This is a genomic window from Phreatobacter stygius, from assembly GCF_005144885.1.
Taxonomy (GTDB): Bacteria; Pseudomonadota; Alphaproteobacteria; order Rhizobiales; family Phreatobacteraceae; genus Phreatobacter; species Phreatobacter stygius.
Genome location: NZ_CP039690.1, coordinates 1840102 through 1866582, shown reverse-complemented (window position 1 = coordinate 1866582; position 26481 = coordinate 1840102). Strand labels below are relative to the sequence as shown.

General features: G+C 66.2%; 21 protein-coding genes. 12 read left to right on the top strand and 9 right to left on the bottom strand.

From position 1 onward, the window contains the following. The first annotated feature begins 78 nt into the window (after positions 1-78). The 6 genes from E8M01_RS08515 (at position 79) to E8M01_RS08480 (ending at position 7634) form a co-directional block, all read left to right on the top strand. Positions 79-1884, top strand: coding sequence for an IlvD/Edd family dehydratase (locus E8M01_RS08515; RefSeq protein WP_136959733.1), 1806 nt, complete (start codon positions 79-81; stop codon positions 1882-1884). Between the two features lie 463 nt (positions 1885-2347). Beyond that, positions 2348-3697: a group II intron reverse transcriptase/maturase gene (gene ltrA, locus E8M01_RS08505; RefSeq protein ID WP_246088531.1), complete on the top strand. Its 1350-nt coding sequence runs from the start codon at positions 2348-2350 to the stop codon at positions 3695-3697. 138 nt (positions 3698-3835) lie between these two features. Continuing rightward, positions 3836-4771 (top strand): class I SAM-dependent methyltransferase, encoded by a 936-nt coding sequence (locus tag E8M01_RS08495; RefSeq protein ID WP_136959732.1) that lies wholly within the window; start codon positions 3836-3838, stop codon positions 4769-4771. Beyond that, a complete protein-coding gene (locus tag E8M01_RS08490) occupies positions 4768-5511 on the top strand; it encodes a pseudouridine synthase (protein WP_136959731.1) in 744 nt (247 codons plus the stop codon). Before E8M01_RS08495 ends, E8M01_RS08490 begins: the two co-directional genes overlap by 4 nt. Before the next feature lie 101 nt (positions 5512-5612). Beyond that, a complete protein-coding gene (locus tag E8M01_RS08485; protein ID WP_211596706.1) occupies positions 5613-6446 on the top strand; it encodes an isocitrate lyase/PEP mutase family protein in 834 nt (277 codons plus the stop codon). Positions 6447-6485: 39 nt separating this feature from the next. Further along, complete coding sequence (locus E8M01_RS08480; protein ID WP_246088646.1) at positions 6486-7634, top strand: GNAT family N-acetyltransferase; 1149 nt, start codon at positions 6486-6488, stop codon at positions 7632-7634. Positions 7635-7663: 29 nt separating this feature from the next. Here E8M01_RS08480 and E8M01_RS08475 read toward each other — a convergent pair whose 3' ends face one another. Next, positions 7664-7903 carry a hypothetical protein gene (locus E8M01_RS08475; RefSeq protein WP_136959728.1) on the bottom strand — a complete coding sequence of 80 codons (240 nt, stop codon included), beginning with the start codon at positions 7901-7903 and terminating at the stop codon, positions 7664-7666. A gap of 195 nt (positions 7904-8098) precedes the next feature. On the opposite strand from E8M01_RS08475, the gene E8M01_RS08470 reads away from it, so the two are divergent. Continuing rightward, the gene (locus tag E8M01_RS08470) at positions 8099-9025 is read left to right on the top strand and encodes a metallophosphoesterase (RefSeq protein WP_136959727.1); all 927 of its coding nucleotides are present in this window, start codon (positions 8099-8101) and stop codon (positions 9023-9025) included. A gap of 70 nt (positions 9026-9095) precedes the next feature. On the opposite strand, the gene E8M01_RS08465 is transcribed toward E8M01_RS08470, so the two are convergent. The 5 genes from E8M01_RS08465 to E8M01_RS08445 form a co-directional block, all read right to left on the bottom strand. Next, positions 9096-12608 (bottom strand): indolepyruvate ferredoxin oxidoreductase family protein, encoded by a 3513-nt coding sequence (locus E8M01_RS08465; protein ID WP_246088645.1) that lies wholly within the window; start codon positions 12606-12608, stop codon positions 9096-9098. 287 nt (positions 12609-12895) lie between these two features. Beyond that, positions 12896-13732, bottom strand: a complete 837-nt coding sequence (locus E8M01_RS08460; protein WP_136959726.1) for a class I SAM-dependent methyltransferase — start codon at positions 13730-13732, stop codon at positions 12896-12898. Next, positions 13729-14793, bottom strand: coding sequence for a glycosyltransferase family 4 protein (locus tag E8M01_RS08455; RefSeq protein ID WP_136959725.1), 1065 nt, complete (start codon positions 14791-14793; stop codon positions 13729-13731). The genes E8M01_RS08460 and E8M01_RS08455 overlap by 4 nt, the downstream gene beginning before the upstream one ends. Then, a complete protein-coding gene (locus E8M01_RS08450) occupies positions 14790-15191 on the bottom strand; it encodes a 6-pyruvoyl trahydropterin synthase family protein (RefSeq protein WP_136959724.1) in 402 nt (133 codons plus the stop codon). The genes E8M01_RS08455 and E8M01_RS08450 overlap by 4 nt, the downstream gene beginning before the upstream one ends. Positions 15192-15278: 87 nt before the next feature. Next, on the bottom strand, positions 15279-16256 hold the full coding sequence (locus E8M01_RS08445) for a zinc-dependent alcohol dehydrogenase (protein ID WP_246088644.1): 978 nt from the start codon (positions 16254-16256) through the stop codon (positions 15279-15281). Positions 16257-16305: 49 nt separating this feature from the next. Here E8M01_RS08445 and mdoH point away from each other — a divergent pair, with 49 nt between their 5' ends. From mdoH to E8M01_RS08425, 4 genes are all read left to right on the top strand, one after another. Beyond that, positions 16306-18111: a glucans biosynthesis glucosyltransferase MdoH gene (mdoH, locus tag E8M01_RS08440; protein ID WP_425467712.1), complete on the top strand. Its 1806-nt coding sequence runs from the start codon at positions 16306-16308 to the stop codon at positions 18109-18111. Continuing rightward, positions 18108-18866: an FkbM family methyltransferase gene (locus E8M01_RS08435; RefSeq protein ID WP_136959723.1), complete on the top strand. Its 759-nt coding sequence runs from the start codon at positions 18108-18110 to the stop codon at positions 18864-18866. Before mdoH ends, E8M01_RS08435 begins: the two co-directional genes overlap by 4 nt. A gap of 4 nt (positions 18867-18870) precedes the next feature. Beyond that, on the top strand, positions 18871-19848 hold the full coding sequence (locus tag E8M01_RS08430) for a hypothetical protein (RefSeq protein ID WP_136959722.1): 978 nt from the start codon (positions 18871-18873) through the stop codon (positions 19846-19848). Between the two features lie 74 nt (positions 19849-19922). Beyond that, a complete protein-coding gene (locus tag E8M01_RS08425; RefSeq protein ID WP_136959721.1) occupies positions 19923-20810 on the top strand; it encodes a UTP--glucose-1-phosphate uridylyltransferase in 888 nt (295 codons plus the stop codon). Positions 20811-20831: 21 nt separating this feature from the next. Here E8M01_RS08425 and E8M01_RS08420 read toward each other — a convergent pair whose 3' ends face one another. The 3 genes from E8M01_RS08420 to E8M01_RS08410 all read right to left on the bottom strand — a co-directional run bounded on the left by E8M01_RS08420 (position 20832) and on the right by E8M01_RS08410 (position 25266). Continuing rightward, a complete protein-coding gene (locus tag E8M01_RS08420; protein ID WP_136959720.1) occupies positions 20832-22523 on the bottom strand; it encodes a pilus assembly protein TadG-related protein in 1692 nt (563 codons plus the stop codon). Positions 22524-22536: 13 nt separating this feature from the next. Further along, positions 22537-22974 carry a TadE/TadG family type IV pilus assembly protein gene (locus E8M01_RS08415; RefSeq protein WP_136959719.1) on the bottom strand — a complete coding sequence of 146 codons (438 nt, stop codon included), beginning with the start codon at positions 22972-22974 and terminating at the stop codon, positions 22537-22539. Between the two features lie 408 nt (positions 22975-23382). Continuing rightward, the gene (locus E8M01_RS08410) at positions 23383-25266 is read right to left on the bottom strand and encodes an outer membrane beta-barrel protein (RefSeq protein ID WP_136959718.1); all 1884 of its coding nucleotides are present in this window, start codon (positions 25264-25266) and stop codon (positions 23383-23385) included. Between the two features lie 193 nt (positions 25267-25459). Between E8M01_RS08410 and E8M01_RS08405 the strand changes: the two genes are divergently transcribed. Further along, positions 25460-26458 carry a KpsF/GutQ family sugar-phosphate isomerase gene (locus tag E8M01_RS08405; RefSeq protein WP_136959717.1) on the top strand — a complete coding sequence of 333 codons (999 nt, stop codon included), beginning with the start codon at positions 25460-25462 and terminating at the stop codon, positions 26456-26458. The last annotated feature ends 23 nt before the right edge of the window (positions 26459-26481 follow it).

Genomic DNA, 26481 nt, shown 5'->3' with positions numbered 1-26481 from the left:
TCAACTCATTCTCAACGACGATGCCGGGGCCGGTTCAATCGATTTGGATCCCCGGCGCATCCCTAGGGAGGACAATGCATGGCTCCGCGCCGGAAGAAGATGCCCAAGGCCCTGCGGTCGCGGCAGTGGTTCGACAATCCGGACAATCCGGGCATGACCGCGATCTATCTCGAGCGCACGGTCAACTGGGGCCTCACCGTCGAGGAACTGCGCTCGGGCAAGCCGATCATCGGCATCGCCCAGACCGGCTCGGACATCTCGCCGTGCAACCGCCATCATATCGAGCTGGCCCAGCGTGTCCGCGACGGCATCCGTGATGCCGGCGGCATTCCGCTCGAATTCCCGGTCCATCAGATCCAGGAAACCCTGAAGCGGCCGACCGCGGCACTCGACCGCAACCTGCAATATCTCTCGCTCGTCGAGATCCTCTACGGCTATCCGATGGATGGCGTGGTGCTGCTGACCGGCTGCGACAAGACCACGCCGGCGATGATCATGGGCGCGGCGACCGTCAATATCCCGGCCATCGTGCTGTCGGGCGGGCCGATGCTCAACGGCTGGTGGAAGGGCAAGCGCGCCGGCTCCGGCACGGTGGTGTGGGAGGCGCGCAAGCTGCAGGCCGACGGCACCATCACCTATGACGAATTCATCGACGTGGTGACCAAGTCGGCGCCCTCGATCGGCCATTGCAACACCATGGGCACGGCCTCGACCATGAACGCGCTGGCCGAGGCTTTGGGCATGTCGCTGCCCGGCTGCGCGGCCATTCCCGCGCCCTATCGCGAGCGGCCGCAAATGGCCTATGCCACCGGCAAGCGCATCGTCGAGATGGTCTGGGAGGATCTGAAACCCTCTGACATCCTGACCCGCGAAGCCTTCGAGAACACCATCGTCGCCAATTCGGCGATCGGCGGCTCGACCAATGCGCCGATCCATATCAATGCCATCGCCAAACATATCGGCGTCAAACTCGATATCGACGACTGGGAAAAGGTCGGCCACGAGGTGCCGCTGCTGGTCAACATGCAGCCGGCCGGCGCCTTCCTCGGCGAGGAATATTTCCGGGCCGGCGGCCTGCCGGCAGTGATGAACCAGCTCCTGAAGGCCGGCAAGATCCACGCCGGCGCCATGACCGCCAATGGCAAGACCATGGGCGAGAACGTCAAGGACGCGGTCATCTCGGATGAGGAGGTCATCCACCCCTATGACAAGCCGCTGGTGAAGGATGCCGGCTTCATCGTGCTGAAGGGCAACCTGTTCGATTCAGCCATCATGAAGACCAGCGTCATCTCGCCGGATTTCCGCAAGCGCTACCTGTCCAATCCGAAAGACATGGAGGCCTTCGAGGGCCGCGCCATCGTGTTCGACGGGCCGGAGGACTATCACCACCGGATCGACGATCCCGAGCTCAAGATCGACGCGACCTGCGTGCTGTTCGTGCGCGGCGTCGGCCCGCTCGGTTATCCGGGCTCGGCCGAGGTCGTGAACATGCAGCCGCCGGCGGCGCTCTTGAAACAGGGCATCCGTGATTTGCCCTGCATCGGCGACGGCCGCCAGTCGGGCACCTCGGGCTCGCCGTCGATCCTCAACGCGTCGCCGGAGGCCGGGGCCAATGGCGGGCTCGCCGTGCTCAGGACCGGCGACAAGGTGCGTGTCGACCTGAAGAAGCGCTCGGCCAATATCCTGATCTCGGAGGCGGAGTTCAACGAGCGCATGGCCGAGTTGAAGGCCAATGGCGGTTACAAGGTGCCGAAGAGCCAGACGCCCTGGCAGGAGATCCAGCGCTCGATGGTCAGCCAGCTGTCCGACGGCATGGTGCTCAAGCCGGCGGTCAAATACCAGAAGATCGCCCAGAAACGCGGAATTCCGCGCGACAACCACTAAAGCCCCAGGGGTTATCGCCTCATAAGCGCTTCTCGCCTGACCGGCGGGGAGCGCTTTTCGTTGTGCGCCCAGCATGGGCGCAATCTTGGAGGTGGAAGTCCTCCCGTAAGCTGGCCACAGCGAACGAAGCGAAGCGCAACTGCGGAAGGGCGACCGACCGTGGGGAGGAAGCGTGGAGCGTAACCCGCGAGACGATGGACAAGAACCGGATAGAAGGCGGTGTCGAGCAGGGCGAGCGGGCAACGAACCGCAAAGCCCTTGTGGTCAAGGCTCGATGACGTAAATCCGGCGTTTGTGCGGGGAAGGATTGCGTTCTTACCTGGGGAGATCTCGCCTCGTGCCTGAAAGGGCGACAGTGTCGAACCGGAGCGAGAAGTCAGCCGAGGTCGTAGTAGCCGGCGGGCCACCGTCGGCGAAGGACCGAACGAGAGAGAGTGAAGTTCCCCCAAGGATGAGCAAGGCCATGCGTCAGATGCCGGGTACGCCCGGGAAGCGGGAGAGGCGAACGGGTGAAGCCCGCTCGGGCTCCTGTCTCGACGAAGCCGCGCCCCCGCCCCGGACCAGGAACGACACGGGGCCGGGACTGCTCGAAGCGGTTCTGGCGCGAGAGAACCTTCTGCGGGCCTTGAAGCAGGTGCGCGCCAACAAGGGTGCGGCAGGCGTGGATGGTCTGGATATCGACCAGACGGCCAGCATGCTGCGAACCGACTGGTCCGTGATCCGCGACAGTCTGCTGAAGGGGACGTACCAGCCGCAGCCGGTGCGTCGCGTGATGATCCCGAAGCCGGGGGGAGGCGAGCGCGAGCTCGGCATCCCGACGGTGCTGGATCGCCTGATCCAACAGGCGCTCCTGCAAGTCCTGCAGCCGATCCTTGATCCGACCTTCAGCGAGCACAGCTACGGCTTCCGCCCGGGCAGACGCGCACACGATGCCGTTTTGGCGGCGCAATCGTTCGTGCAGTCCGGGCGGCGGGTTGTGGTGGATGTCGACCTGGAGAAATTCTTCGACCGGGTGGACCACGACATCCTGATCGATCGTCTGCGCCGGAAGGTCCCGGATCCCGGCGTTATCCGTCTGGTCCGTGCCTTCCTGAACGCTGACATTGTTGATGGGGATGCGGTCATCAAGCGGACCAGGGGCACGCCGCAAGGTGGCCCGCTGTCACCGCTGCTGGCCAACGTGCTGCTCGACGAGGTGGACAAGGAGCTTGAACGACGCGGCCATGCCTTCTGCCGCTATGCCGACGACAGCAACGTCTATGTGCGGTCCAGGCGGGCGGGCGAGCGGGTCATGGCTCTGCTGCGACGACTCTACGGCCGGCTTCATCTGACGGTGAACGAGACCAAGAGTGCCGTGGCTTCCGTCTTCGGCCGCCGCTTTCTCGGCTACGCCTTCTGGGTGGCGCCGGGTCGGGTGGTCAAACGGCGGGTCGCCGACAAGGCGATCAAGGCGTTCAAGACCCGGATCCGTGAACTGACACCCCGGGTGACCGGGCGATCGTTAACAGCGGTGACGGCGCGGTTGTGCTCCTTCGTGCTGGGGTGGAAAGCCTACTTCCGACTGGCGCAAACACCCAAGGTCTGGCGCGAGCTGGACGAGTGGATGCGTCATCGCTTGCGGGCCATCCAGCTCAAGCACTGGAAGCGGGGCAGGACAATCCTTCGGGAGCTGATAGCGATGGGAGCCAAACCCAACGTCGCTCAGAAGGTAGCGGGAAACTCCCGCTGCTGGTGGCGCAACAGCGGGATGCTCCTCAACTCAGTCCTCACGATCAAATGGGCCGACCAACTGGGAATGCCCAGGCTCGCCTGACCTCAATCTCTCGAACCGCCCGGTGCGGACCCGCATGCCGGGTGGTGTGGCAGGGGTGCGGTCAAACGACCGCCCCCTATGCCGATTGGCGCCGTCCCGCCATGGCCTTGCGGCGGGCTTGAGGCTAAGAAGCGCGCCATGACCCTGTCTTCACCCACCAACAACGCCGCCGCCTTCGGCCTCTATGGCCTGCCGCCCGCCGACCTCGCCGAGGTTCCGGCCGGCGCCATCCAGTTCTCGCCGCTCATGCCCGGCTCAATGGCGCTCGAAGCGCAAGGCGAGGGCTCGCTTGCCGGCATGATCGTGTCGGCGCCGCCTGGCACGCTGGAGCGCCGCTATACGCTGGCGCTGACACTCAAGGCCTTGGCGCCGGGGGCAAGGCTTGTCGTGCTGGCGCCCAAGGACAAGGGCGGTTCGCGCTTGCGCCGCGAGCTCGAAGGCTTCGGCTGCGTGGTCGAAGAGACCGCCCGCCGCCATCACCGCATCTGCACGGTGGCGCGGCCGCAGGCACTCGGCGGCCTGGACACCGCCTTGGTCGAAGGTGCGCAGCGCCTGGTGCCCGACATCGGGTTGCAGTCCCAGCCCGGTGTGTTCTCCTGGGACCGGGTCGATCGAGGCAGTGCGCTGCTGGTCGAACACCTGCCCAATCTGGCCGGCCGCGGTGCCGATCTCGGCTGCGGCATCGGGGTCCTGTCGCGGGCCATCCTGGCTTCGCCCGCGGTCAGCCAGCTCGCCCTGGTCGACATCGATCGCCGGGCTTTGGAGGCGACCAGGATCAATGTCACCGACGCGCGCGTGACCCGGATCTGGGCCGACCTGCGCCAACCGCCCGGCGACCTGAAGGGGCTCGACTTCGTGGTGATGAACCCGCCGTTCCACGACGGCGGGGCCGAGGACAAGGCGCTTGGCCAGGCCTTCGTGCGGCGTGCCGCCGAACTCTTGAAAGCCCGCGGCATCTGCTGGCTTGTCGCCAATCGCCACCTGCCTTACGAAGCGGTCCTGGCGCCTTTGTTCAAGACCGTGACGATGCGGGTCGAGACCGGCGCCTACAAGGTCTATGAGGCGCAGAAATGAGCAAGCCGGCGCTCAATCTCCGGCTCGACCGCCTGCTCGCCAATCTCGGCTATGGCTCGCGCCGGGAGGTGCAGGGCTTCGTCCATGCCGGGCTGGTGACGCTTGACAGCAAGATCATCGACGATGCCGACCAGCGGATCGCGGTGACGCCGGACCTGTCGCAGCGCATGGTCGTGCGCGGCCGTCCGCTCGATCCGCCGCCGGGCGTGGCGCTGATGCTGCACAAGCCGCTCGGGGTCACCTGCTCGCACAAGGAGGTTGGACCGCTGGTCTATTCGCTGCTGCCCGACCGGTGGCGCCGGCGCGATCCGGCGATCTCGACGGTTGGCCGGTTGGACAAGGAAACCTCCGGGCTTTTGCTGCTGACCGATGACGGCGCCCTCCTGCACCGCATCATCTCGCCGAAGAACCATGTCCCTAAACGTTATCGCGTCACGCTCGAACGCCCCCTGCGCGGCGACGAGACGGCGCGGTTCGCCGCCGGCACCTTGCTTCTGGAAGGCGACGAAAAGCCGCTCCTGCCGGCCGAAATGGAGGTCGTCTCGCCGACCCAAGCGATCGTGACCCTGCACGAGGGACGCTATCACCAGGTGCGGCGGATGTTCGCCGCCGTCGGCAATCACGTCGCGGCGCTGCATCGCGACCGTATCGGGCAATTGGCGCTGCCGGATGATCTCGCGCCCGGACGCTATCGCATCCTCGGCGAGGCCGATCTCGCCGCCGTGCTGCCGGCGAAGTAATCGCCTATTCGCCCCTGCGATCGGCGCCATCAGCAGGATTGTCTTGCGCGCGCGGCCTTTCGGCGGAAGGCTGGCGCGATCGAGCCTTGATGAGGGGTGTCATGGACATCGCAGCGAAACGCTCAGCCTTCCGTCGCCTGCACGAAACCGGCTGTTTCGTCATTCCCAACCCCTGGGATACCGGTTCGGCCCTGATGCTCAAACATCTCGGCTTCAAGGCCCTGGCGACGACCTCGTCGGGCTTCTCGTTCTCGCGCGGCCTGCCGGACATGGACTGGGCCGTGCCGCGCGACATGGCGCTCGCGCATATTGCCGAGATCGTCAAGGCGACGGATCTGCCGGTGAATGCCGATTACGAGTCGGGTTATGCCCACGACCCGAAAGGGGTCGCCGAGAATGTCCGGCTCTGCGCCGGGACCGGCGTCGCCGGCCTGTCGATCGAGGACAATACCGGCGATCCGGCAAAACCCCTCTACGACTTCGATCTGGCGGTCGAGCGGGTCGCGGCGGCCGTCGAAGCGCTGAAGGGCACCGGTGTCTTGCTGACCGCACGGTCCGAGGCCCATCTCGTCGGCTACCCCGACGCCCAGGCCGAGGCGGTCAAGCGGCTCAAGGCCTTCGCGGCGGCCGGCGCCGACGTGCTTTATGCACCCGGCCTGCGCAAGGCCGACGACATCCACGAGGTGGTCGCGGCGGCCGGACCGAAGCCGGTCAACCTGTTGATTTCCGGGCCGATCGGCATCAGCGTCGCCGACGCCGAAGCACTCGGTGTCCGCCGCATCAGCGTCGGTTCGGCGCTGGCGCGCGCCGCCTGGGGCGGCTTCCTGAAAGCGGCACGCGAGATCGCCGGACCGGGCACCTTCAATGCGCTGGGCGAGGCTGAACCCTTCGGCGCGCTCAACACCTTCTTCCGTGAGCATGGCGCCAAATCCTGAAGGATGCCGGCGCTGCCCCCGCATGACTGGAGCTGCAACGTGACTGCCATAGACCTTGGGCCGGTGATCGACACGACCCCGGCTCCGCGCCCGGTCCACTGTGTTATCGAGGGGCGTTCCTGCCGCTTGAGGCCGCTCGATGCGGCGCGCGACAGCGACGGTCTCTATGCCTTGTCGCACGGACCGGAGAAGGCTGCGCAATGGGCCTATCTGTCCGCCGGGCCCTTTTCCGACCAGGCCGAATTTAGCGCTTTCGTCGCCAAGATCGCCGCCGGCACGACCGATCAGGTCTATTGGGCGATCGCCGACCGGGATGATCGTGCCATCGGCTGGCTGTCGCTGATGCGCATCGATCCGGCGAACCGGGTCATCGAGGTCGGCTCGATCCTTTATACGCCGGCCCTGCAGCGGACGCCCGCGGCAACCGAAGCCCAATATCTGATGGCGGCCCATGTCTTCGAGACGCTCGGCTATCGGCGCTACGAATGGAAGTGCAACGATCTCAATGCGCCGTCGAAGCGCGCGGCGATCCGTTTCGGTTTCACCTATGAGGGCCTGTTCCGCCAGCACGTGATCGCCAAGGGGCACAACCGGGACACCGCCTGGTTCTCGATGCTCGACATCGAATGGCCGCAACGCAAGCTTGCCTTCGAGCGATGGCTCGATCCTGCCAATTTCGATGCCGCCGGCCGGCAGAAGGTGGCGCTTGGCGTGTTCAACCAGCTGACCGCGACCGAAGGCCCCTTGACGCTGCGCCGGGCGACACTCGCCGATGTGCCTGGGATCCAGGCGCTGAAGACGGCAGCCTACCTGCCCAATGAGGCAATCATCGGCGTCGCATCCATGCCGCGCACCGCTGATTATGGCGCCCTGATATCAAATCATGAGATCTGGGTTGCCGATGGCGAGGATCACCTCGCCGCCTGCGCGGTGTTCGAGCCCGGACCCGAACCGGTCATCTATTCGCTGGCGGTGCATCCGAAATCGCAAGGCAAGCGTTACGGCGATGCCATCCTGGCGTTTTGCGAGACCCGGGCGAGGGCGCTCGGGGCCAAGGCGATGACGCTCTACACCCACGTCAAGCTCACCGAGCGGATCGCCTGGTACGCCCGCAAGGGCTTCGAGCCGACCCATGTCCAGCAATTGCCGGATCGGGCGGCTCAGCACATGAAGAAGACTCTGGGCTAGGGTCCCGGTTATTCCGGGCGCCGGCCTGCTCAGCGGAAGGGTTCGGCCCTTATCGCCGAGCGGTAGAAGGCGACGGTCGCGACCAGGCCGATCAGCGAACCGATACCAACGGCGACATGCACGGCCAGGTCGCCCATCTTCAGCAGGCCGGCCAGCGCCCAGCCGCCGGCGGCGCCCGTGCCGATCGTCTCGCAGGCGATCAGAACGGTGGCGCAGACGACGTTGGTGACGTTCGTCCATTTGATCGGGCGGTCAGCGGCAGCGGCCATGGATCTTCAGGTCCCAGTCGTCGGCCCCTTTCGGGGGAGAAACGGTTTCGACCGTTCTTTTGGCGGCAAAAGCCGGCGGGATCAAGATGTTTGCCTGTCGCAGTTCCGGAACATGCCGCATTCGCCGGTGTCACAAGGACGTAGCCGGCGGCAGGCAGGATCGCGCCTGACGATAGCTGGCATCCGGAGCCCATGATGATCACCAGGCGCAATCTTCTCACATCAGGCGCGGCGGCCACGCTGGTCACGCCGTTCGGCGGCTTTCTGGCCGGTCCGGCGCGTGGCCAGGCCGGGCCGCTGTTTCGCTTCGGCATCGTTGCCGATCCGCAATATGCGCCGGTCGTGCCAAATCTCAGAATGAACCGCTACTACGCCAACAGCCTGTGGAAATTGTCGGCGGCGATCGGCGAGTTCAACAAGCACGACCTGCGCTTCGTCGCGACGCTCGGCGATATCATCGACCGGCATTGGGAGAGCTTCGGCCATGTCCTGCCGGTCTACGACCAGTTGAAGCACGAGCGCTTCTTCCTGCTCGGCAATCACGACTACGATGTCGCCAACGACTATCTCGCCTCCGTCGTGCGCAATACCGGCATGCCCAGGGCCTATTACGATTTCGCCGGAGGCGGTTATCGCTTCATCATCCTCGATGGCAATGACGTCAGCACCTTCGCGCCGCCGCGCGGCGATGCCCGCCGGGAGCTCGCCGCCGAACGGCTGGCGGCGCTGAAGCAGAAGAACGCGATCAACGCGCAGGCCTGGAACGGATCGTTGAGCGATGCCCAGTTCGCCTGGCTCGGCGAAACCATGACCAAGGCCAAGGCATCAGGCGAAAAGGTCATCGTCATGGGCCACTACCCGATCTATCCGGTCAATATCCACAATCTCTGGGATGCCGAACGGATCGTCGAGCTGTTGACCGGCTTCGACAATTTCGTCGCCTATTTCTGCGGCCACAACCATGCCGGCAATTTCGCCGAGGTCAGCGGCAAATATTTCGTCAATTTCTGCGGCATGGTCGATACGCCCGATACCACCGCCTATTCGATCGTCGAGGTCCATGCCGACCGCCTCGAGATCCGCGGTTTCGGCCGCGAACAGAACCGTTCGCTCAAGATCTGAGGCAAATCCGAGCCGATATCCGCTTGTGCCTCAGCCCCGACAGGCCTGTTCTGTCGGGGCTGGCCCGAACTTATTCGGCGGCGAGCTGCACCTCTGGCTTCGGCTGGCTGCGGAACTGGGCAATGAGCGCCGCCTCCTCGGCTTTCGCCGCGGCCAGATGGCGCGCCTTGACATGGCCGAAGCCGCGGATCTTTTCCGGGATGGCGGCAAGTGCGACCGCCAGCGCGTGATTGTCCGGTGTCAGCTTGGCCAGGATCTCGCCGATCAGCCTGTCGTAGTCGGCGATCAGCTGGCGCTCGGTCCGGCGTTCGTGGCTATAGCCGAAAACGTCGAAGGCGGTGCCGCGCAGGGCCTTGAACCTGGCCAGGATCTTGAACCCGCGCATCATCCACGGGCCGAAGCTCATCTTGCGCGGCAGGCCGGTATGCCGGTCGATCCGGGCGAAGAGCGGCGGCGCCAGGTGGAATTCGAAGCGCAGGTTGTCGCCGTCGAAGGCCTTGGCAACCTGTTTCTGGAACCCGCCATCGGTATAGAGCCGGGCGACCTCGTATTCGTCCTTATAGGCCATCAGCTTGAACAGGTAGCGGGCGACCGCGTCGCTCAAAGCCTGCTTCCCCGGGGCCTGCTCGGCTTCGATCCGCCTGACCTTGGCGACACCTTTGGCATAGTGCTCGGCATAGGCGGCGTTCTGATAGGCGGTGAGGAAGGCGATGCGCCGGGCAACGCTCTCGTCCAGCGTCTCGGAAATCTTCTCCTGCGCCGAGATCCCGGCCGCCGGCTTTACCAGTGCCTCGACGGCCGCCATGTCATGGGCCGAGAGCCGGCCCCAGCGGAAGGCGGTGACGTTCATCTGCACGGCTTCGCCGTTCAGATCGATCGCCCGCTCGATGGCCGCAGCGCTCAAGGGCAGGGCGCCGATCTGATAGGCATAACCGACCAGGAACAGGTTCGAGGCGATCGAATTGCCCATCAAGGCGGTGGCCAGCCGCTGCGCGTCGATGAGATGGGTCGTCTCGCGGCTCGCATGGGTGATGATGGCGCGCTTCAGCCGCTCCGACGGCAGCGAGAAATTGGCGTCGCGGGTGAACTGGCCCGGCAACATCTCGACCGTGTTGACCACCACCTTGGTGTCCGGCTTCATCGAAGCCAGCGCCTTCTTGCCACCGGCGATGACGATGTCGCCCGACAGCACGAGATCGGCGGAGCCGGCATGCACGCGGATCGAGTGGATGTCCTGGGGCGTGCGGGCAATGCGCATATGCGAGAACACCTCGCCGCCCTTCTGCGCCAGGCCCGCCATGTCGATCAGGCCGACGCCCTTCTTTTCGAGATGGCAGGCCATGCCAAGGATGGCGCCGACGGTGACGATGCCGGTCCCGCCGATGCCGGCGATCAGCACGTTGTAGGTGTGGCCGATTTCAGGGATCACCGGCTCGGGCAGGCCCGAAACATCAGCCGTGACGCTCAGGCCCTTGCCCTTCTTGATCTCGGCGCCATGGACGGTGACGAAGCTCGGGCAGAAGCCCTTCACGCAGGAAAAGTCCTTGTTGCAGGACGACTGGTCGATGGTGCGCTTGCGGCCGAATTCGGTTTCGACCGGCTGGATCGACACGCAGTTCGACTGCACGCCGCAATCGCCGCAGCCCTCGCAGACGCTTTCGTTGATGATCACCCGCTTGATCGGATCCGGATACTGCTTGCGCTTGCGGCGCCGGCGCTTCTCGGCGGCGCAGGTCTGGTCGTAGATCAGCGCGGTGACACCGGGCAGCTTGGCGAGTTCGATCTGGATCGCCTGCAGGTCGTCGCGATGGTCGAAGGTCGTGCCGGCAGGGAAAACCGCGCCCGCGGCGCCATATTTGTCCGGCTCGTCGGAAACGACCGCAATGCGCTCGATGCCCTCGGCGCGCAATTGCGCGGCGATCATCGGTACCGTCAGACTGCCCTCGTGCGGCTGGCCGCCGGTCATGGCGACCGCGTCGTTGAACAGGATCTTGTAGGTGATGTTGGTCTTGGTCGCGACGGCGAAGCGGATCGCCAGATAACCCGAATGGTTATAGGTGCCGTCGCCGAGGTTCTGGAACACGTGACCGCGCCTGGAGAACGGCGCCTCGCCGACCCAGTTGGCGCCTTCGCCGCCCATCTGGGTGAAGCCCTCGGTCTTGCGGTCCATCCACAGCGCCATGTAGTGGCAGCCGATGCCGGCATAGGCGCGCATGCCGTCGGGCACCACGGTCGAGGTGTTGTGCGGGCAGCCCGAGCAGAAATAGGGCACGCGGGCGGCGATCGAGGGCGTCGTCTTCAAGACCTCCTGGGCCGCCTTCAGGCGTTGCACATTGGCTGCGATGTCCTCGACGAAGCCTGCATGTTTCAGGATGCGTTCGCCGATGCAGATGGCAACGTCGTTCGGATCGAGCGCGCCGTGGACCGGGAACAGCCAGTTGCCGTCTTCGTCCTTCTTGCCGATGACCACCGGCTGGTTGGCCGAGCCGTAAAGCTCCTCGCGCACCTGCACCTCGATCAGCGAGCGCTTTTCCTCGACCACGATGATCAGGTCGAGACCATCGGCAAAGCTCTTCAGTTCGCCCGGATCGAGCGGCCAGGTGCAGCCGATCTTGAACAGGCGGATGCCGAGGTCATTGGCCTTGACCTCGTCGAGGCCCAGTTCGTCGAATGCCTGGCGGGTGTCGAGATAGCTTTTTCCCGTGGTGATGATGCCGAGCTTCGGCTTGCGCCCGCCCGACGTGATGATGCGGTTGATCTTGTTGGCCTTGACGAAGGCGAGCGCCGCCGCGCGCTTGTACATGTGGAGCCGGAGCTCCTGTTCGTGACGGTCGTCTTCCGGGCGGATCGACAGGCCGCCCGGCGGCATGGCGAATTCGTCCTCGCCGGGAATGACGACCTTGATCCGGTCGATCGAACCGTCGATGACGCCGGTTGATTCCACCGTGTCCTTCATGCATTTGAGCGCGACCCAATTGCCGGAATAACGCGACAGCGCCCAGCCGAGCAGGCCGTAGTCGAGGATTTCCTGCGCGCCGGCCGGATTGAGGATCGGCATCATCACGTCGACGAAGTGGAACTCCGATTGGTGCGCGACGGTGGAGGATTCCGCCGTGTGGTCATCGCCCATCAGGCAGAGCACGCCGCCATTACCGGACGATCCCGCGAGATTGGCGTGGCGGAACACGTCGCCGGAGCGGTCGACACCCGGTCCCTTGCCGTACCAGACGCCGAAGACGCCATCATATTTGCCTTCGCCGCGCATTTCGGCCTGCTGGGTGCCCCAGACCGCGGTCGCGGCGAGGTCCTCGTTCAGGCCGGGGGTGAAGATGATGTCATTGGCCAGCAGATTGCGCTGCGCCCGGGCGAACTGCTGGTCCAGACCGCCGAGCGGCGAACCGCGATAGCCGGAAACGAAACCGCCGGTGTTGAGGCCCGCCCGCCGGTCGCGCTCCTTCTGCATCAAGGTGAGGCGAACCAGGGCCTGGACGCCGGTGACGAAGATGTCCTTTTTCGTCAGGTCGAACTTGTCGTCGAGACTGACGTCGTCGAGCCGAAGGCTGTTGACGAGATCGGATGACACAGACGGTGTCTCGGCCCCAGGCATTTTGGCCATCGCGGTCTCCCGGTCGTCTTGCGCCGCCGTCGGCGCCGCGCCCCATGGCCTCGTCGGTCCCATGAACTTCGCATGGAACGCCCGGCCCTTAGGACAGAGATGCTGTCACGCCGAAAAGCCTATGTCGATTTCATTCTAAACTACGCAGGCGCAAGGAGATTGCGTAACGGCTTGAGAAAACTTGTCTTCTTGCTGCAGCGCACAATAGCCGGCCGCGCCCGCAAGCCAGGCAAGCGAGTCGTCGGTGCCGGTGGTCAGCGCGGGATCGCGAACAGATCCTGGTGGCCCACTTCGCAGGCGACACCGCTTAGCCGGGCGGCGAGCCAGGCATCGATCTCGGCCTGGGACAGGCGCCCGGTCTCGCCGACCGCCCCGGCAAAACCGGCCACCAATTGCCGGCCAAGGGCGGCGAGATCGGCGCCGACATGCCAGGGGCTCGGCGCCTGCCTGATCGCATAGCCGGCCTTGGCGAAGGCCGCGGCCATGATCGCGGTGGCCTGCGGGCCGGCGGCGGGACCGAAGCCCTTGTCGGTCGCCTGATGGGCATGAAAGGCCTGGAGCATGGCCTGGTCGGCCGGATGAGGTGGTGTCCAGGCATCGGTGCCGTCATAGGTCAGCACGGTGTAAAGCGGCAGCCGGCGCAGCGCGAGGGCGGCGACGAACCGTTCGATCCAGGTTGCCGACACCAGGTCGAACAGGGCGGCGGCGGTGACGAGATCGGCGCTCGGCGCCAGCACGCGGTCGAGATCGGTATTGAGATCGGCCTGGGTGAAGGTGACACGCAGCGATTTTGCGCCCTTGGCCAGCACCAGCACGTCGCCGTCGCTGGATGCGCCGTCGGCCCAGGCCGTGAGGCGGCCTCGGGCGGCGGCAAGCAGTTTCGGGTCATAGTCGACCAGCCGCCAATATTGCCGGTCCGGCAAGGCCTGAGCGGTGCCGCGCAGGTTCGAACCGGCGCCGCAGCCGAGATCGACCACGCTGATCGCCTCGCGTCCGGCAAAATGGCCGGCGACTTCGGCCAGCAAGGACTTCGACCGCGCGGCGTGATCGGCGGGTTCGCGCAAGGCAAGCCAGTCGGCGGAAAAGCTCATGGTCTCATCGTCCTTGCGGCGAGGTTGCCGAGAACCTCGCAGATCACACGCGCCGTGTCGTCCCAGGTCGGCAAGGCGCGTGCCGCCGCCCAGGATGCCTCGGCAAGCCGCGCCCTCAGCCCGCGGTCTTTCAACGCCGTCGCCAGCGCATCACGCAGCGCCGCCTCGTCGGCCGGCGGCACCTTCAAGGCCGCGGCGTCGGGCACGGTCTCGGCAGCCGCCCCGCCGGTCGTCGTGACGATCGGCAGGCCGCGCGCCATGGCCTCGGTCAGCACCATGCCGTAACCCTCGAACAGCGAGGGCATGACGAACAGGTCGGCCGCGGCATAGAGCTTGTCGAGGCTCCCGTCGTCGACCGCGCCGGCAAGCGCGATGCGGCCGGCCAATCCGGCCTGGTCGATGCTCGCCTGAAGTTCGGCGACGGTTGCCGGGGCACGATCCGTGGCGCCGGCAATGGTCAGGTGCCAGTCGAGTTCCTTCAATTGGCCGAGCGCCGCGACCAGCACGCCATAACCCTTGCGCGGCGATATTGCGCCGACGGCGAGCAGCTCGGTTGTCGTCCCGCCCGACCCGGTCGCCCGCGCCGCCCGCGCAGTGCCAGGTTCGGCAATGGTGATCTTGGCCGCGGCCACGCGGTAGTCGTCGACAAGGATGCGCGCGGTCGTCGGGCTGGGGACGATGACCGCCCGGGCGTGGCCCAGGGCGATGGTCTCGCTGGCCTTCAGGGCGGCAGCAGCGGCTGGCGAAAGCCCGCTCTCGAGCGCCAGCGGATGATGGACGAGAGCGGCGATGGGGCAGGTCACCGCGGCGCACAGCGCCTCGGGAAAGGCGCCATAGGCAAGGCCGTCGGCCAGCAGGACCGTCTGCGGCGCGAGCGATGCCAAGGCGGTGCGGGTGATGTCGAGCGCGCTTTCGTCAGGGAATGGAAAGGAGCCGGGGAGGCCAAGATGGCCGAGCTCCAGCCCATGCGCGGCGGCGCGGGCCAGCACTTCGCGATCGTAGCGATAACCGCCGGTCGGCAGGCTGAGATCGCCCGGAATGGCGAAGACCGCCCTGGTCACGCAACCGGCCCCTCGAAGCTTGCGCGTGCCAGGTCATGCTCGTGCAGCGTGACCCGGATCTTGGCGAGCGTCGCGCCGTCGGTGCCGAGCCCGCCCGATTTCGCCGCCGCGACGCAGGCGTCATAGACATATCGGCACAAGAATTCGGTGGTGGTCAGCTGGCCCTTGAACTGCGGCAAGCCGTCGAGATCCTGATAGGCGAGCTCCTTCAAGGTCTTGCCCAGCACATCCAGGGCCGCGCCAATGTCGACCACGACATTCTGGCGGTTCAGCGTCTCGCGGAAAAATGCGACGTCGATGACGAAACTCGCGCCATGCTTGCCCTGGGCCGGCCCGAAGAACGGATCGGGCAGCGAGTGGGCGATCATCATGCGGTCGCGGACTTCGACGCTGTACATTCCTGGAGTTCCCTTGATGTGGCTCCGATCGAGCCGGGCCAACCTTAGGTCATCCCGGGCGGATCTGAGAAGGCTGGCCCGCCAATGTCAGTAGCGCACGGCAGCGGTGAGGCCCGGCGCGCCGGGCGCCAGGATGCGCGGCATTTCCCGGGCGAGGTCGGCAAAGGCGATCTCCTCGGTGATCAACTGGTCGAGGCGGTCGTCGGCGAGCAGCGCCACGGCCTTTTCGAGCCGGCGCCGGCAGGTCCAGCGTGGCCGGCGCGAGGTGGCGACCTGGCCGACCTGGGATGAGACGAGCTTCAGCCGGCGGGCATGAAAGGCCGCCCCCAGCGGCACCGCCGGATCCTGGTCGCCGAACCAGGACAGTTCGACGACGGTCGCCTCGTCGCCGGCGCAGGCGAGCGCGCAGGCAAGCCCGGCCGCCGTGGCGGACGCATGGAAGGCGACATCGACATCGGCCGGCCCGTCGAGCGGCTTGGTGAAGCGGGCACCGAACAGCTCGGCATAGATCCGGCGGCTCTGGTCGACATCGATCAAGGTCACCTCGGTGCCGGGGATACCGGCGCAGAGATAGGTGACGAGCAGTCCGACGGTGCCGGCGCCGACCACCACGACCCGGTCGCCCGGGCCGACGCCGGCATCCCAGACGGCGTTCAGCGCGGTTTCCAGGTTGGCGGCGAGAATGGCCCGTCGCGGCGGCACATTGGCCGGCAGGACCACCGGCGGGATCTTGTCGAGCGGCACCAGCACGCGGTCCTGATGCGGCGCCAGCGTGAACACGGTCTTGCCGACCAGCGCTTCCGGCCCGGCCTCGACCAGGCCGACGGCGCAATAGCCGTATTTGACCGGAAAGGGGAATTCGCCCTGCTGCAGGGGAACACACATGCGCTCGCGATCGGCTGCCGGCACCAGGCCGTTGAACACGAGCCTTTCCGTCCCGCGGCTCACCCCGCTATACAGCATGCGAACCAGTGCCTCGGTTTCGCTGCGTTCGCTCAAGATGGTTTCGCGCAGCTCGACATGGCGACGCGAGGCATACCAGAGCGCGCGGGCGGCCAGGGCCATGATGTCTTCTCCCTTGACGCCGCCCGGCAGGGGCGACGGAGGTCCGTTGATGAACGAGCTCATGCCCACCGTCTCGAACGATGGCGGCCGTCCTGCGGATCAAGGCTCTACGACGCCGGCGGGGCTCCAGTCCATGGCCGACTTGCGCGACCGCCGCCGCCTGGTGGTCGGATTGAATATAGGCACCTGGTTCATCCTGAACTGGGCGGCTTGGTCGATCCTGGGCTCGGGCGGCTGGACCATCGTCGATATCGTGCTGGCCGTCGCCTTCGCCATCGCCACGCCCTGGACCGTGCTCGGGTTCTGGAACGCGTTGATCGGGCTTTGGCTGCTGCATGGCGTCGATGACGGTTTCGAACAGGTCGCGCCCTTCGCCGCGGCCGGCGATACCGACACGCCGATCACCATTCGCACCGCCATTTTCATGACGCTCAGGAACGAGGATCCGGCGCGCGCCATCGCGCGGCTCAGGATCGTCAAGCAGAGCGTCGACGCCACCGGTTTCGGCGATCGCTTCGACTATTTCATTCTGTCCGACACCAATGATCCCGACGTCGCCGCCAAGGAGGAGACGCTGGCTGCCGGCTTTGCGGCCGAGGCCGGCTCCGACCGCGTCGTCTATCGCCGCCGCACCGACAACCAGGGCTTCAAGGCCGGCAATGTCCGGGATTTCTGCGAGCGCTGGGGCATGCGCTACGAACTCATGCTGCCGCTCGACGCCGACAGCCTGATGGCCGGCAAGACCATCATCCGCCATGTCCGGATGATGCAGGCCTATCCGAAGATCGGTATCCTGCAGAGCCTGGTCGTCGGCATGCCGTCGTCATCGGCCTTCGCCCGCATCTTCCAGTTCGGCATGCGCCAGGGCATGCGCACCTACACGATGGGGCAGGCCTGGTGGGTCGGCGAATGCGGGCCGTTCTGGGGCCACAACGCCCTGGTCCGGATCAAGCCCTTCGTCGAGCATTGCGCCCTGCCGATCCTGCCGGGCAAGCCGCCGCTCGGCGGCCATGTGCTGAGCCACGATCAGGTCGAGGCGACCTTCATGCGCCGCGCCGGCTACGAGGTGCGGGTGCTGCCCGAGGAGGACGGGTCGTGGGAGGAAAACCCGCCCACCATCCTGGAATTCTCGCGTCGCGACGTGCGCTGGTGCCAGGGCAACATGCAATATCTCAACCTGTTCGATCAGAAGGGGCTGCTGCCGATGAGCCGCTTCCAGCTCGTCTGGGCGATCCTGATGTTCGTCGGCGTGCCGGCCTGGACCTTGATGATCGCGCTGTCGCCGTTCCTGGCCTTGCACGAGCCGTCGCGCGCCAGCTTCCCGGCGGGCTTCGCGATCTTTGTCTATATCCTGTTCTTCATCATGTATCTGATGCCGAAGATCGCCGGCATCACCGATATCCTGCTCACCGAGGGCGGTGTCCGGCGTTATGGCGGCGGGGTCCGTTTCGCCGCGGCGGTGGCGATCGAATTCGTCTATTCGTTCCTGGTCGGCGCGCTCACCTCGTTCCGCATCACCGTGTTCATGATCGGGCTGGCGCTCGGCCGCTCGGTCGTCTGGGGCGGCCAGCAGCGCGACGCCATGGCGCTGACCTGGCGCGAAGCCTTCGACGCCTTCTGGCCGCAGATGGCCTTCGGCGTGGCGGTGGTCGGATTGTTGTGGCTCGGTTCGCCGAGGGCCGCCTGGTGGTCGCTGCCGCTGACGCTGGGCTTCCTGGTGGCGATCCCCTTCGCGGTCATCACCGCTTCGCCGCTGCTCGGGCGCCTGTTCGTGGCGCTCAAGCTGTGCGGCGTCCCGGAAGAGTTCAATCCGCCCCACGAGATCGTTTCGGCCAGGGCAGGGGAGGCATCATGACGCTCGACCGGCGCATTGCCGAGCTGGTCGCGGTGGCGCGCTCGGTCGTCACCTATCATGGCGATCCGGCCAAGGCCGCCGCGATGGATGCGCTTTATGCCGGCTTCGTCGGCGCCGGCGATCTCGCCTTCGACATCGGCAGTCATGTCGGCGACCGGGTCGCGAGCTTCCGCCGCCTCGGCGCAACAGTCGTCGCGCTGGAGCCGCAGCCCGGACCGGCGCGGGTGATCGAGACCCTGTTCGGCCACGATCCGGACGTGACGCTGCTGCGCGCGGCCTGCGGCGCAGCCGAAGGGTCGCTCACGCTCAAGGTCAATACCGACAATCCGACGGTGACCACCGCCTCGGCCGATTTCATCGCCTCGGCCGCCGGCGCCGGCGGCTGGGAAGGCCAGGTCTGGGACCAGGAGATCACGGTGGCCTGCACCACGCTCGACCGGTTGATCGAAGTCCATGGCGTGCCAGCCTTCGTGAAGATCGACGTCGAGGGGTTCGAGGCGGATGTGCTGGCCGGACTGACCCGGGCGCTTCCCGCCCTGTCGTTCGAATTCACCACCATCCAGCGCGAGGTCGCGCTCGCCTGCCTCGACCGGCTGGCGGAGCTCGGACCCTATGGTTTCGACGTGGCGCTCGGCGAGAGCCAGCAGCTGACATTTGGACGTTTCGTGTCGAAGGACACCATGGCAGCCCACCTGATCGGGCTTCCGCATCAGGCCAATTCGGGCGACGTCTACGCCGTGCTCTCGAGGGAATGAACGCATGAAGCTCGTCTCCGTCCTCGCCACGCTGATTTTGGCCGCGCCGATCCTTGCCGGGGCCGGCCGGGCCGCGACGCTCGACGGCCTGCCTGTCGAGATCACCAACGGGTCCGAACCGGTGCTCTGCGCGGAAAAGGACAATGTCACCCTGAACCTCGCCAATCCGGCGGTGCGGTCGTTCCGGATCGAGGCAGCCCATCCGGCCTATATCGGCGCGCTCAGCATCGATCGTTTCGCCGCCGACTGGACCGCCTGCCCGATGAAGGAAGCGGCACTCGCCCAGCCCATGCCGGATCGCATCACCCTCTACGAGACGGTGGAATGGCAGGTGATCGGCTATCGCGAGAAGAGCTTCTGGCGCCCCTCCGACACGGTGGTGCGGGTCGGCGACCGCACCGAGCGCAATATTCACCTGATCCAGATCTGGTACCGCTTCCAGGATCGCGCCGAAGAGGTGCTGGTGGTCTATCCGACCGACGGCTATTGGCGCGCCCGGCCTTTGCCGCCGGCCAATCTGCGCTGGACCGCCTATGGCTCCTCCTTCCTGATCGGGCCGGTGGTGGTCGAGGAGCGGCCGATCGTGAAGATCAAGGAGATCGCCTTCGATCCCGCCACCAAGACCTTCACGCTGAGCTATCCGGACGGCAATTCCGCCACGGTGCGGCTCGCGACCCTCAACCAGGAGCTGATCGGCCTCGACGTCGCCTTTGCGCGGCCGATCACCGGCGGCCCGTTCGCCGCGCTTCGCTCGATGTATGTCACTGAATTTAATGCCGATGTGGCGCGGGTGGCGGTGCGCGAGAAGGATGCGGCCGGCTGGCGCGAAGAGGCGATCCTGCCGTTCCGCCGCGCCCATGCGACCGACCTGTGGGCTGGCCGGCTGGTGCCGTCGCGGCACAATACCTCGGCGCCCGACATGGTGTTCAACGCCTTCCGGCCGGAGCCGCCGGCGAGCGCGGCCGCCCAGATCCAGAGATAGGCTGGTCACACGCCGTTCAGAAATTGCGCGCTATGTGCTGGGCATCCCAGCCAACCTGACGAGGTTCTTGATCCATGGTCCGTCGCATTCGCAAGGCTGTTTTCCCCGTTGCCGGTCTTGGCACACGTTTCCTGCCCGCCACCAAGGCGATCCCCAAGGAAATGCTGCCCGTCGTCGATCGCCCGGTCATCCAGCATGTGGTGAACGAGGCGCGCGAAGCCGGCATCGAGCATTTTGTCTTCGTCACCGGCCGCAACAAGCAGATGATCGAGGACCATTTCGACAAGGCTTTCGAACTGGATGCGACGCTCGAGGCGCGCGGCAAGACCGCGGCGCTGGACGAGCTGAAGCGGGACCTGCCGGCCGCCGGCGCCACCTCGTTCACCCGTCAGCAGGAGCCGCTCGGCCTTGGCCATGCGGTCTGGTGCGCCCGCGACATCGTTGGCGACGAGCCCTTTGCGCTGCTGCTGCCCGACATGCTGCACCTGGCCAGGCGTGGCGGCAAAGGCTGTATCGCGGCCATGCTCGAGGCCTATGAGGCAACCGGCGGCAATTATGTCGCGGGTTACGAGGTGCCCGATGACGAGACGCATCAATATGGCATTATCGGCAAGGGCAAGCCGGTCGCCGGTGGCGCTTATGAAATCGCCCGGATGGTCGAAAAGCCGCCCAAGGGCACCGCGCCGTCAAATGTCGCGATCTCCGGCCGCTATATCCTGCAGCCGGATATCTTCAAGATCCTGGAGACCCAGGAGCGTGGCGCCGGCGGCGAGATCCAGCTCACCGACGGCATGTTGAAGCTGCAGCAGCAGCAGCCGTTTTTCGGCTTCACCTTCGATGGCGAGATCCACGATACCGGGACGAAGCTCGGTTTCCTCACCGCCAATGTCGCCTATGCGCTGCGCCGCGACGATCTGGGCGGGCCGCTGAAGGCCGAACTTGCCCGGCTCAGCGCCGGCTGAGACGCGGCCGGACCCCGGCGCTCACTGCACCAGCACCGCGCCGTCGCAGCGCAGGCCGAGGCCCCAGACGTCGGCCTGTCCGAGGCTGACGCCGAGCGTCTGCAGCAGATTGGCCAGCAACAGGTCGATCGACGGCGTGGCGCCTGAAAGGATGCTGGCGACCAGCGGCCCGACGGCGCCGCCGAGCCCGAGATTGAGGCCGCCGAGCACCGAGACGTCGAGCTGCAGGTCGTTGAGCAGGCCGGCCAGCAAGGACTGGGTGAACTGGGTGGTGCCGACCGTCTTCTTGGTCTGGCGGTTGATTTCCGCCATGGTGAAGGTGACCGGCGTCTGCGCCATGTTGGTGACCTGGACATGGGCGCGTCCGAGCACCGCCAGCAGGGGGGTATCGACCAGGGCGGCACGGTCGGGGCGGGGTGCGGTGGTGTAATTGTTGAAATCGGCGACCGAGACATTGCCGATCCAGGCGTCGATGACGCCGGGCCTGACGCCGAGCGTCATGGTCGACGCATTGGCGTCGGGGAAAGCGCAGTTGAGGGCGTTCAGGCGCGCCGTGCCGGCCGCCACCTCGACATAGAGCGGCACATTGACCGATGCGATATTGCCGGCGCCGAGCAGCCGCAGCACCAGCAGCAGGCGGGTCTGCGCGGTGTGGACCTGGGCGCCGACATCACCGACCGTCACCCAGCTGGTGCCGACCGGCCGTTCGCCGATGCCGAGCTTCAGCGTTGCGGTTGCGATCCCCGGCACGTTGACGCCCAGGCCGACCTCGATCTGGCGGTTGCCATTGGCGAGCTGTGCCGTCGCGTTCAGCAGGTCGAGGGCGGAGAGATTGATGCCCATGGTCGAGGTCTGGCCGACCGGCAGGTCCTTGTAGGGGCCGGGATTGATCAGCGAGGCCATGACCATGCTGTTGGTTGCCGCGCTCAGCGACTGAAGGATGCTGGTCAGAGCCCTGCTGGCGCCGGTCGGCGTGCCTTGCGGGCTCAGGGTCGATGCCACCATGGCGCCGAGGACGTCGACCACCTTGATGTTGGAATTCAACAGCTGCGCATAGGTGCCGGCCGTCAGATGGGTCTTCTCGGCAAGCTTGTTCATGAAATTGAACAGGTCGAGCTTGGCATCCACCAGTGACTGATAATCCATTGCCGAGAGCGTGATGGTGGTGCCGAGCAGCTTGCCGAGCAATTGGTTCAAGAGACCGCCGTCGACCGCAACCAGGCGCGAGCCGATGGCAAACGACGCGAAGGACGTGGTGGCGGCGGTCGCCGTCGTGCGGATGACAAAATAGTCCTTGCCGGTGATCACCCGGCCGAAGACCAGGTCGCTGCGCGAATTGATGGTCACCCTGGCCGCATTGGGTGTCGCGCCGGCAATCGTCTGGAACCGGCTAGCGAGCGCAACGTTGGCGTTGGGCGTGTAGGTGCCGAGCTCGACCGAGATCGGGCTGTCGACGGAAAGGCTGTTGCGCTGGACGGTGGCGCTGGCCGCCCGCGCCGCGCGGGTCAGGTCGCTCGCCGCCGACAGGGCGGCGAGGTCGGCCACGCTCTGCGCCTTGCGGCGGTCGACATAGACCTTGCCGAGGTCGACGCTGACCGCGCTGAAGCCGATCACGACCACGGCCAGCACGCCGGAAATGATCGCGATCGAGCCCCTGGTGTCACGAAGGAAGGACTTGGTGTCACGAAGGAAGGAACGGAGTGCCGCGAACAATGCCTGCTCCTCCTCAGTACCCGCCACGTTGGATGGCGGCCGACCGGACGATCTGCGGCGATGGCATCGGGACAAGGCTCGGAAGGCTGTAGATGAAGCTCTGACTGGCGTCGTAACGCAGCCGGACCGTGAATGTGCTGGTGGCCGCATTGGTCGAGGCGGATTCGACGACGAGGCGGCTGCGCTCGATGAAGGGGTAGAAACCCGCCTGGGTCTGGATGTTGCTGTTGGCCAGCGCCGTGCGTTCGTTGTCGCTCAGGCCGCCAATCGAGGCGCGCGCGGCCTCGGCCGCGAGTTGCTGTACGCTGTGGACGACGCTCAGATAGCCGCCGAAGATGATGATCCCGAACAGGATCATCAGGAAGACCGGCACGACGATGGCGAATTCAACGGCCGACGCGCCTTCCTGGCGATGGCGAAACCGACACAGCAATTTCCAGATCCTGCTCATAATCCAGACATTGCTTGTGACAATTAAAGAATTTCTGAATCGAATTCTGTAAACACATATTACGTTAGGTAATGCATTGCTATTTAGTTCGATCTAAAACCTGCGCGTCGCGGTATCCGTGCGCCGAAACTCAGTCTTCACCGGATTTGTTGCATATGGCCATCTTGGTGCTCCTGAAGCTCATGAATCCAATCCTTGGTCAGCAAATTGGATACATCGGGCCAGTTTGCGACGCCAAATGGCGTGAGTTCACGCAAAGAGGTCGCGCGTCTTTGATCAAAGACTGGGTCGTTTGCGCCGCAAGATCGACCATGCAAATTCCTTGCACGATCTTGTGATGACTTGAATGTCTGCTTCTGGTACGTGACGTGGCAGGTCATCTCGGCGCCGGCCAGCGAACCACCCCGATCAGCGTTGCAATCTGAGGCCGAGAAGAAAGATATTGGCCGAGTAGCTCTGCCCAGCCTGATTCGACATCAGCATCTCGCGCCGTATTTCGCCGCGGATCTGCAGGTTGCGCGAGGCGCGATAGACCAGGTTGAGCGAGCCGATCAGCCGCTGATCGATCCTGGGGTCACCGACATAGATGTCCTGCCCATAGGCGAGCCTTGCCGTGCCGATCAGCCAGCGCCGGAAGGAATGCTCGAGTTCGATGGAGAAATCGCGCCGCTGGATACCGGCGGCGCCAGTGGTGAAGGTTTCGTCGATGACCGATTTGGCCGCGAAGCGCAGCGTCGTCAGCGCAGTCGGCGTCCAGACCAGGGCGGCGTCGAAGGTCGGCACGCGGATATCGACCAAGGTCGGGTCGATATTGTCGCGCATCAGATAGCCGGCTGCGACCTCACCGGTGAGCAGCCGGCTCAATTCGAAGGTCGAGCCGATCCGGTAGCTGCTCGACGTCGAGCCCTGCAGGAGCCCGCCCGACGAAACCGGTGTGTCGAAAGCGTGCCGCTCGACGCCGACCTCGATGAAAGGGCGCAGGCCCGGGGTCAGTTCGTAGGAGGCGCGGGCGCGCAGGCCAAGCGAATTGTAGTTGCGCTCCGCCTGCGGAATGGTCGTGCCGTCATTGGTCGTCGCGTCATCATAGGTGAAGCGGTCGACGGCGCCGCGCAGCGTCAACTGAAGCCGCCCGACATCCTGCACCAGGGCCGCCGTCGCGCCATATTGGCGAACCAGGGGCAGGTCCCGCAGCGACGAGGGGGCCGATGGCAGGTTCGACGAGCCGGGCGACTGGGCGGTCAGGTTATAACGCGCCTCGGTGTCGATGCGGGTGGTCCGCGCCAGGTCGATGCGGCCGGTGACGACGGCATTGACCTCGGGCCGATTGACCCCCGGGTCGGAGAAATAGGCGGAATAGGTGCCGCGCAGGCGCGCCGTCATCTCGTGGCGCGTCCAGTCCGAGCGGGCCTGGACCTCGCCATAGGACTGGGTGAACAGCGAGCCTCGTGCCCCGTCATGCAGACGGCGCGGGTTGGAATCGTAGCCGAGCGTCGCGTCGGCCACCGGCGTCACGATGAACGTGCCGAGCCTGAGGCCGGTCGGCGCGAAGGGATCGGCCTCGACCACCGGCGCCCGGGCAAAGGAGACGACCTCGCCGGTCACCGGGTCGACCACGGCGCCGCGCCCGAGCGGATTGGCGTTGGGCAAGGCGCGGCCGCCACCTTGCGTCCGGTCGATGACGATGGGCACGTCGACCGGACGGCGCGGCTGGACCGGGGTCGCGACGCCGCGCCCGCCCGGGCCGAGCGCGCGGATCTCGTCGCGCGACAGGGTAATGGCCGCCGTCGGCGGCCGGCGCGCGGTTGTCGTCGCTGGACGCGAGGCCTGGGCCGCGGCCGGATCGGCCGCGGCTGCCGGCCGTCGCGGCATCCGTCCGGTGCGCCGGTTGGCGACGACGGCCGGGCGTGACGACATGGGACGGGCCGCCGCGGTCGGCGGGGCCGGGGCGGCCAGGCCTCCGCTCGCCAGCGCGTTGGCCCGCCGCGGATCCGGGTCGATCCACGGCGCGCGGCGGTTCTGCGCGCGTTGCCGGTCGCGGCCGGCGGCGTCGGTCCGCGCGGCGCCCGGTGGCGCGGCCGGGGCTTCGGTGCGCAGGCCGGCCGCCTCGGCATCGCTCGCGGCGCCGGCGCGCGACGCCGCACCGGCGTCGGATTCGAGCGGCGCCAAGCCGCGCCAGCCCTCGTTTCGGCCGGGGTCGTCGACCAGCGGCGCGATACCCGGCGCGGGGGTCGAGCCACGCAAGCCCTGGCCATGCGTGGCCGCGCCCGTCCAGGCCAGGACGAGCGCGATCACACTCACAGTTGCGAGGTGGCGGGCTACGAGACCCAACGATGACCCTTCCCGGCGCGAATTTCCTCAACAAGAGGTAAAGAGCCGTGGTTAACGCCGGGTTGATGGCGGCGCCGGCAGGTCAGTTGATCACGGCAAGGTGCACTTGGCGCGCAGCCGTGGTAGAGCGACCAGCCTTCGTCAGCGGACAGGCGTCATGAACTCCAGGACCTCGGCCACGATCTCGGCCCGCAACAGCATTCTTGCGTCGGCGCTGCGCACGCTTTCAGTGGAAGCGGCCGGCATCGTCGCGCTCGAGGAGGCGCTGGCCAACGGGCTCGGCGCGCCGTTCACCGCGGCGGTCGCGCTGCTGATGAAGGCAAAGGGCCGGGTGATCGTGACCGGCATGGGCAAATCCGGCCATGTCGGGCGCAAGATCGCCGCCACCCTTGCTTCCACCGGCACGCCGGCTTTCTTTGTCCATCCGGGCGAAGCCAGCCATGGCGATCTCGGCATGGTGACGGCCGATGACGTCATCCTGGCCTTGTCCTGGTCCGGCGAGACGGTCGAACTGCGTGACCTCGTCGGCTTTTCGCGCCGGTTCGGCGTCGGCCTGGTGGCGATCACCTCGGTCGGCGATTCGGCGCTCGGCAAGGCCGCCGATGTCTGCCTCGACCTGCCGCGTGCCGAAGAGGCCTGCCCGAACGGGCTCGCGCCAACCACCTCGACGCTGATGCAGCTCGCCATCGGCGACGCCCTGGCGGTGGCCCTGCTCGAAGAGCGCGGTTTCACCGCCGCCGATTTCCGCACCTTCCATCCCGGCGGCAAGCTCGGCGCCGTGCTGACCCAGGTCCGCGACGTCATGCATGACGGCGAGGCGCTGCCGCTCAGCCGCCTCGGCGCGCCGATGACCGAGGTGATCCTGGAAATGACCACCAAGGGCTTCGGCTGCTGCGGCGTGGTCGATCAGGACGGCAAGCTTGTCGGCATCGTTACCGACGGCGACCTGCGCCGGCACATGCAAGCCGATCTCCTGGCCTTGCCGGTCGACGAGGTGATGACCCCGGCGCCCAAGACCGTGCGGCCGGACCAGTTCGCCAGCGAAGTCATCGACCTGCTCAACCGCACCAAGATCACCGCCCTGTTCGCGGTCGAGGCCGGCAAGCCCATCGGCATCCTGCACGTGCACGACCTGCTGCGCGCCGGCGTCGCCTGAGGCGCGGTTCACCTCCTGTTCAG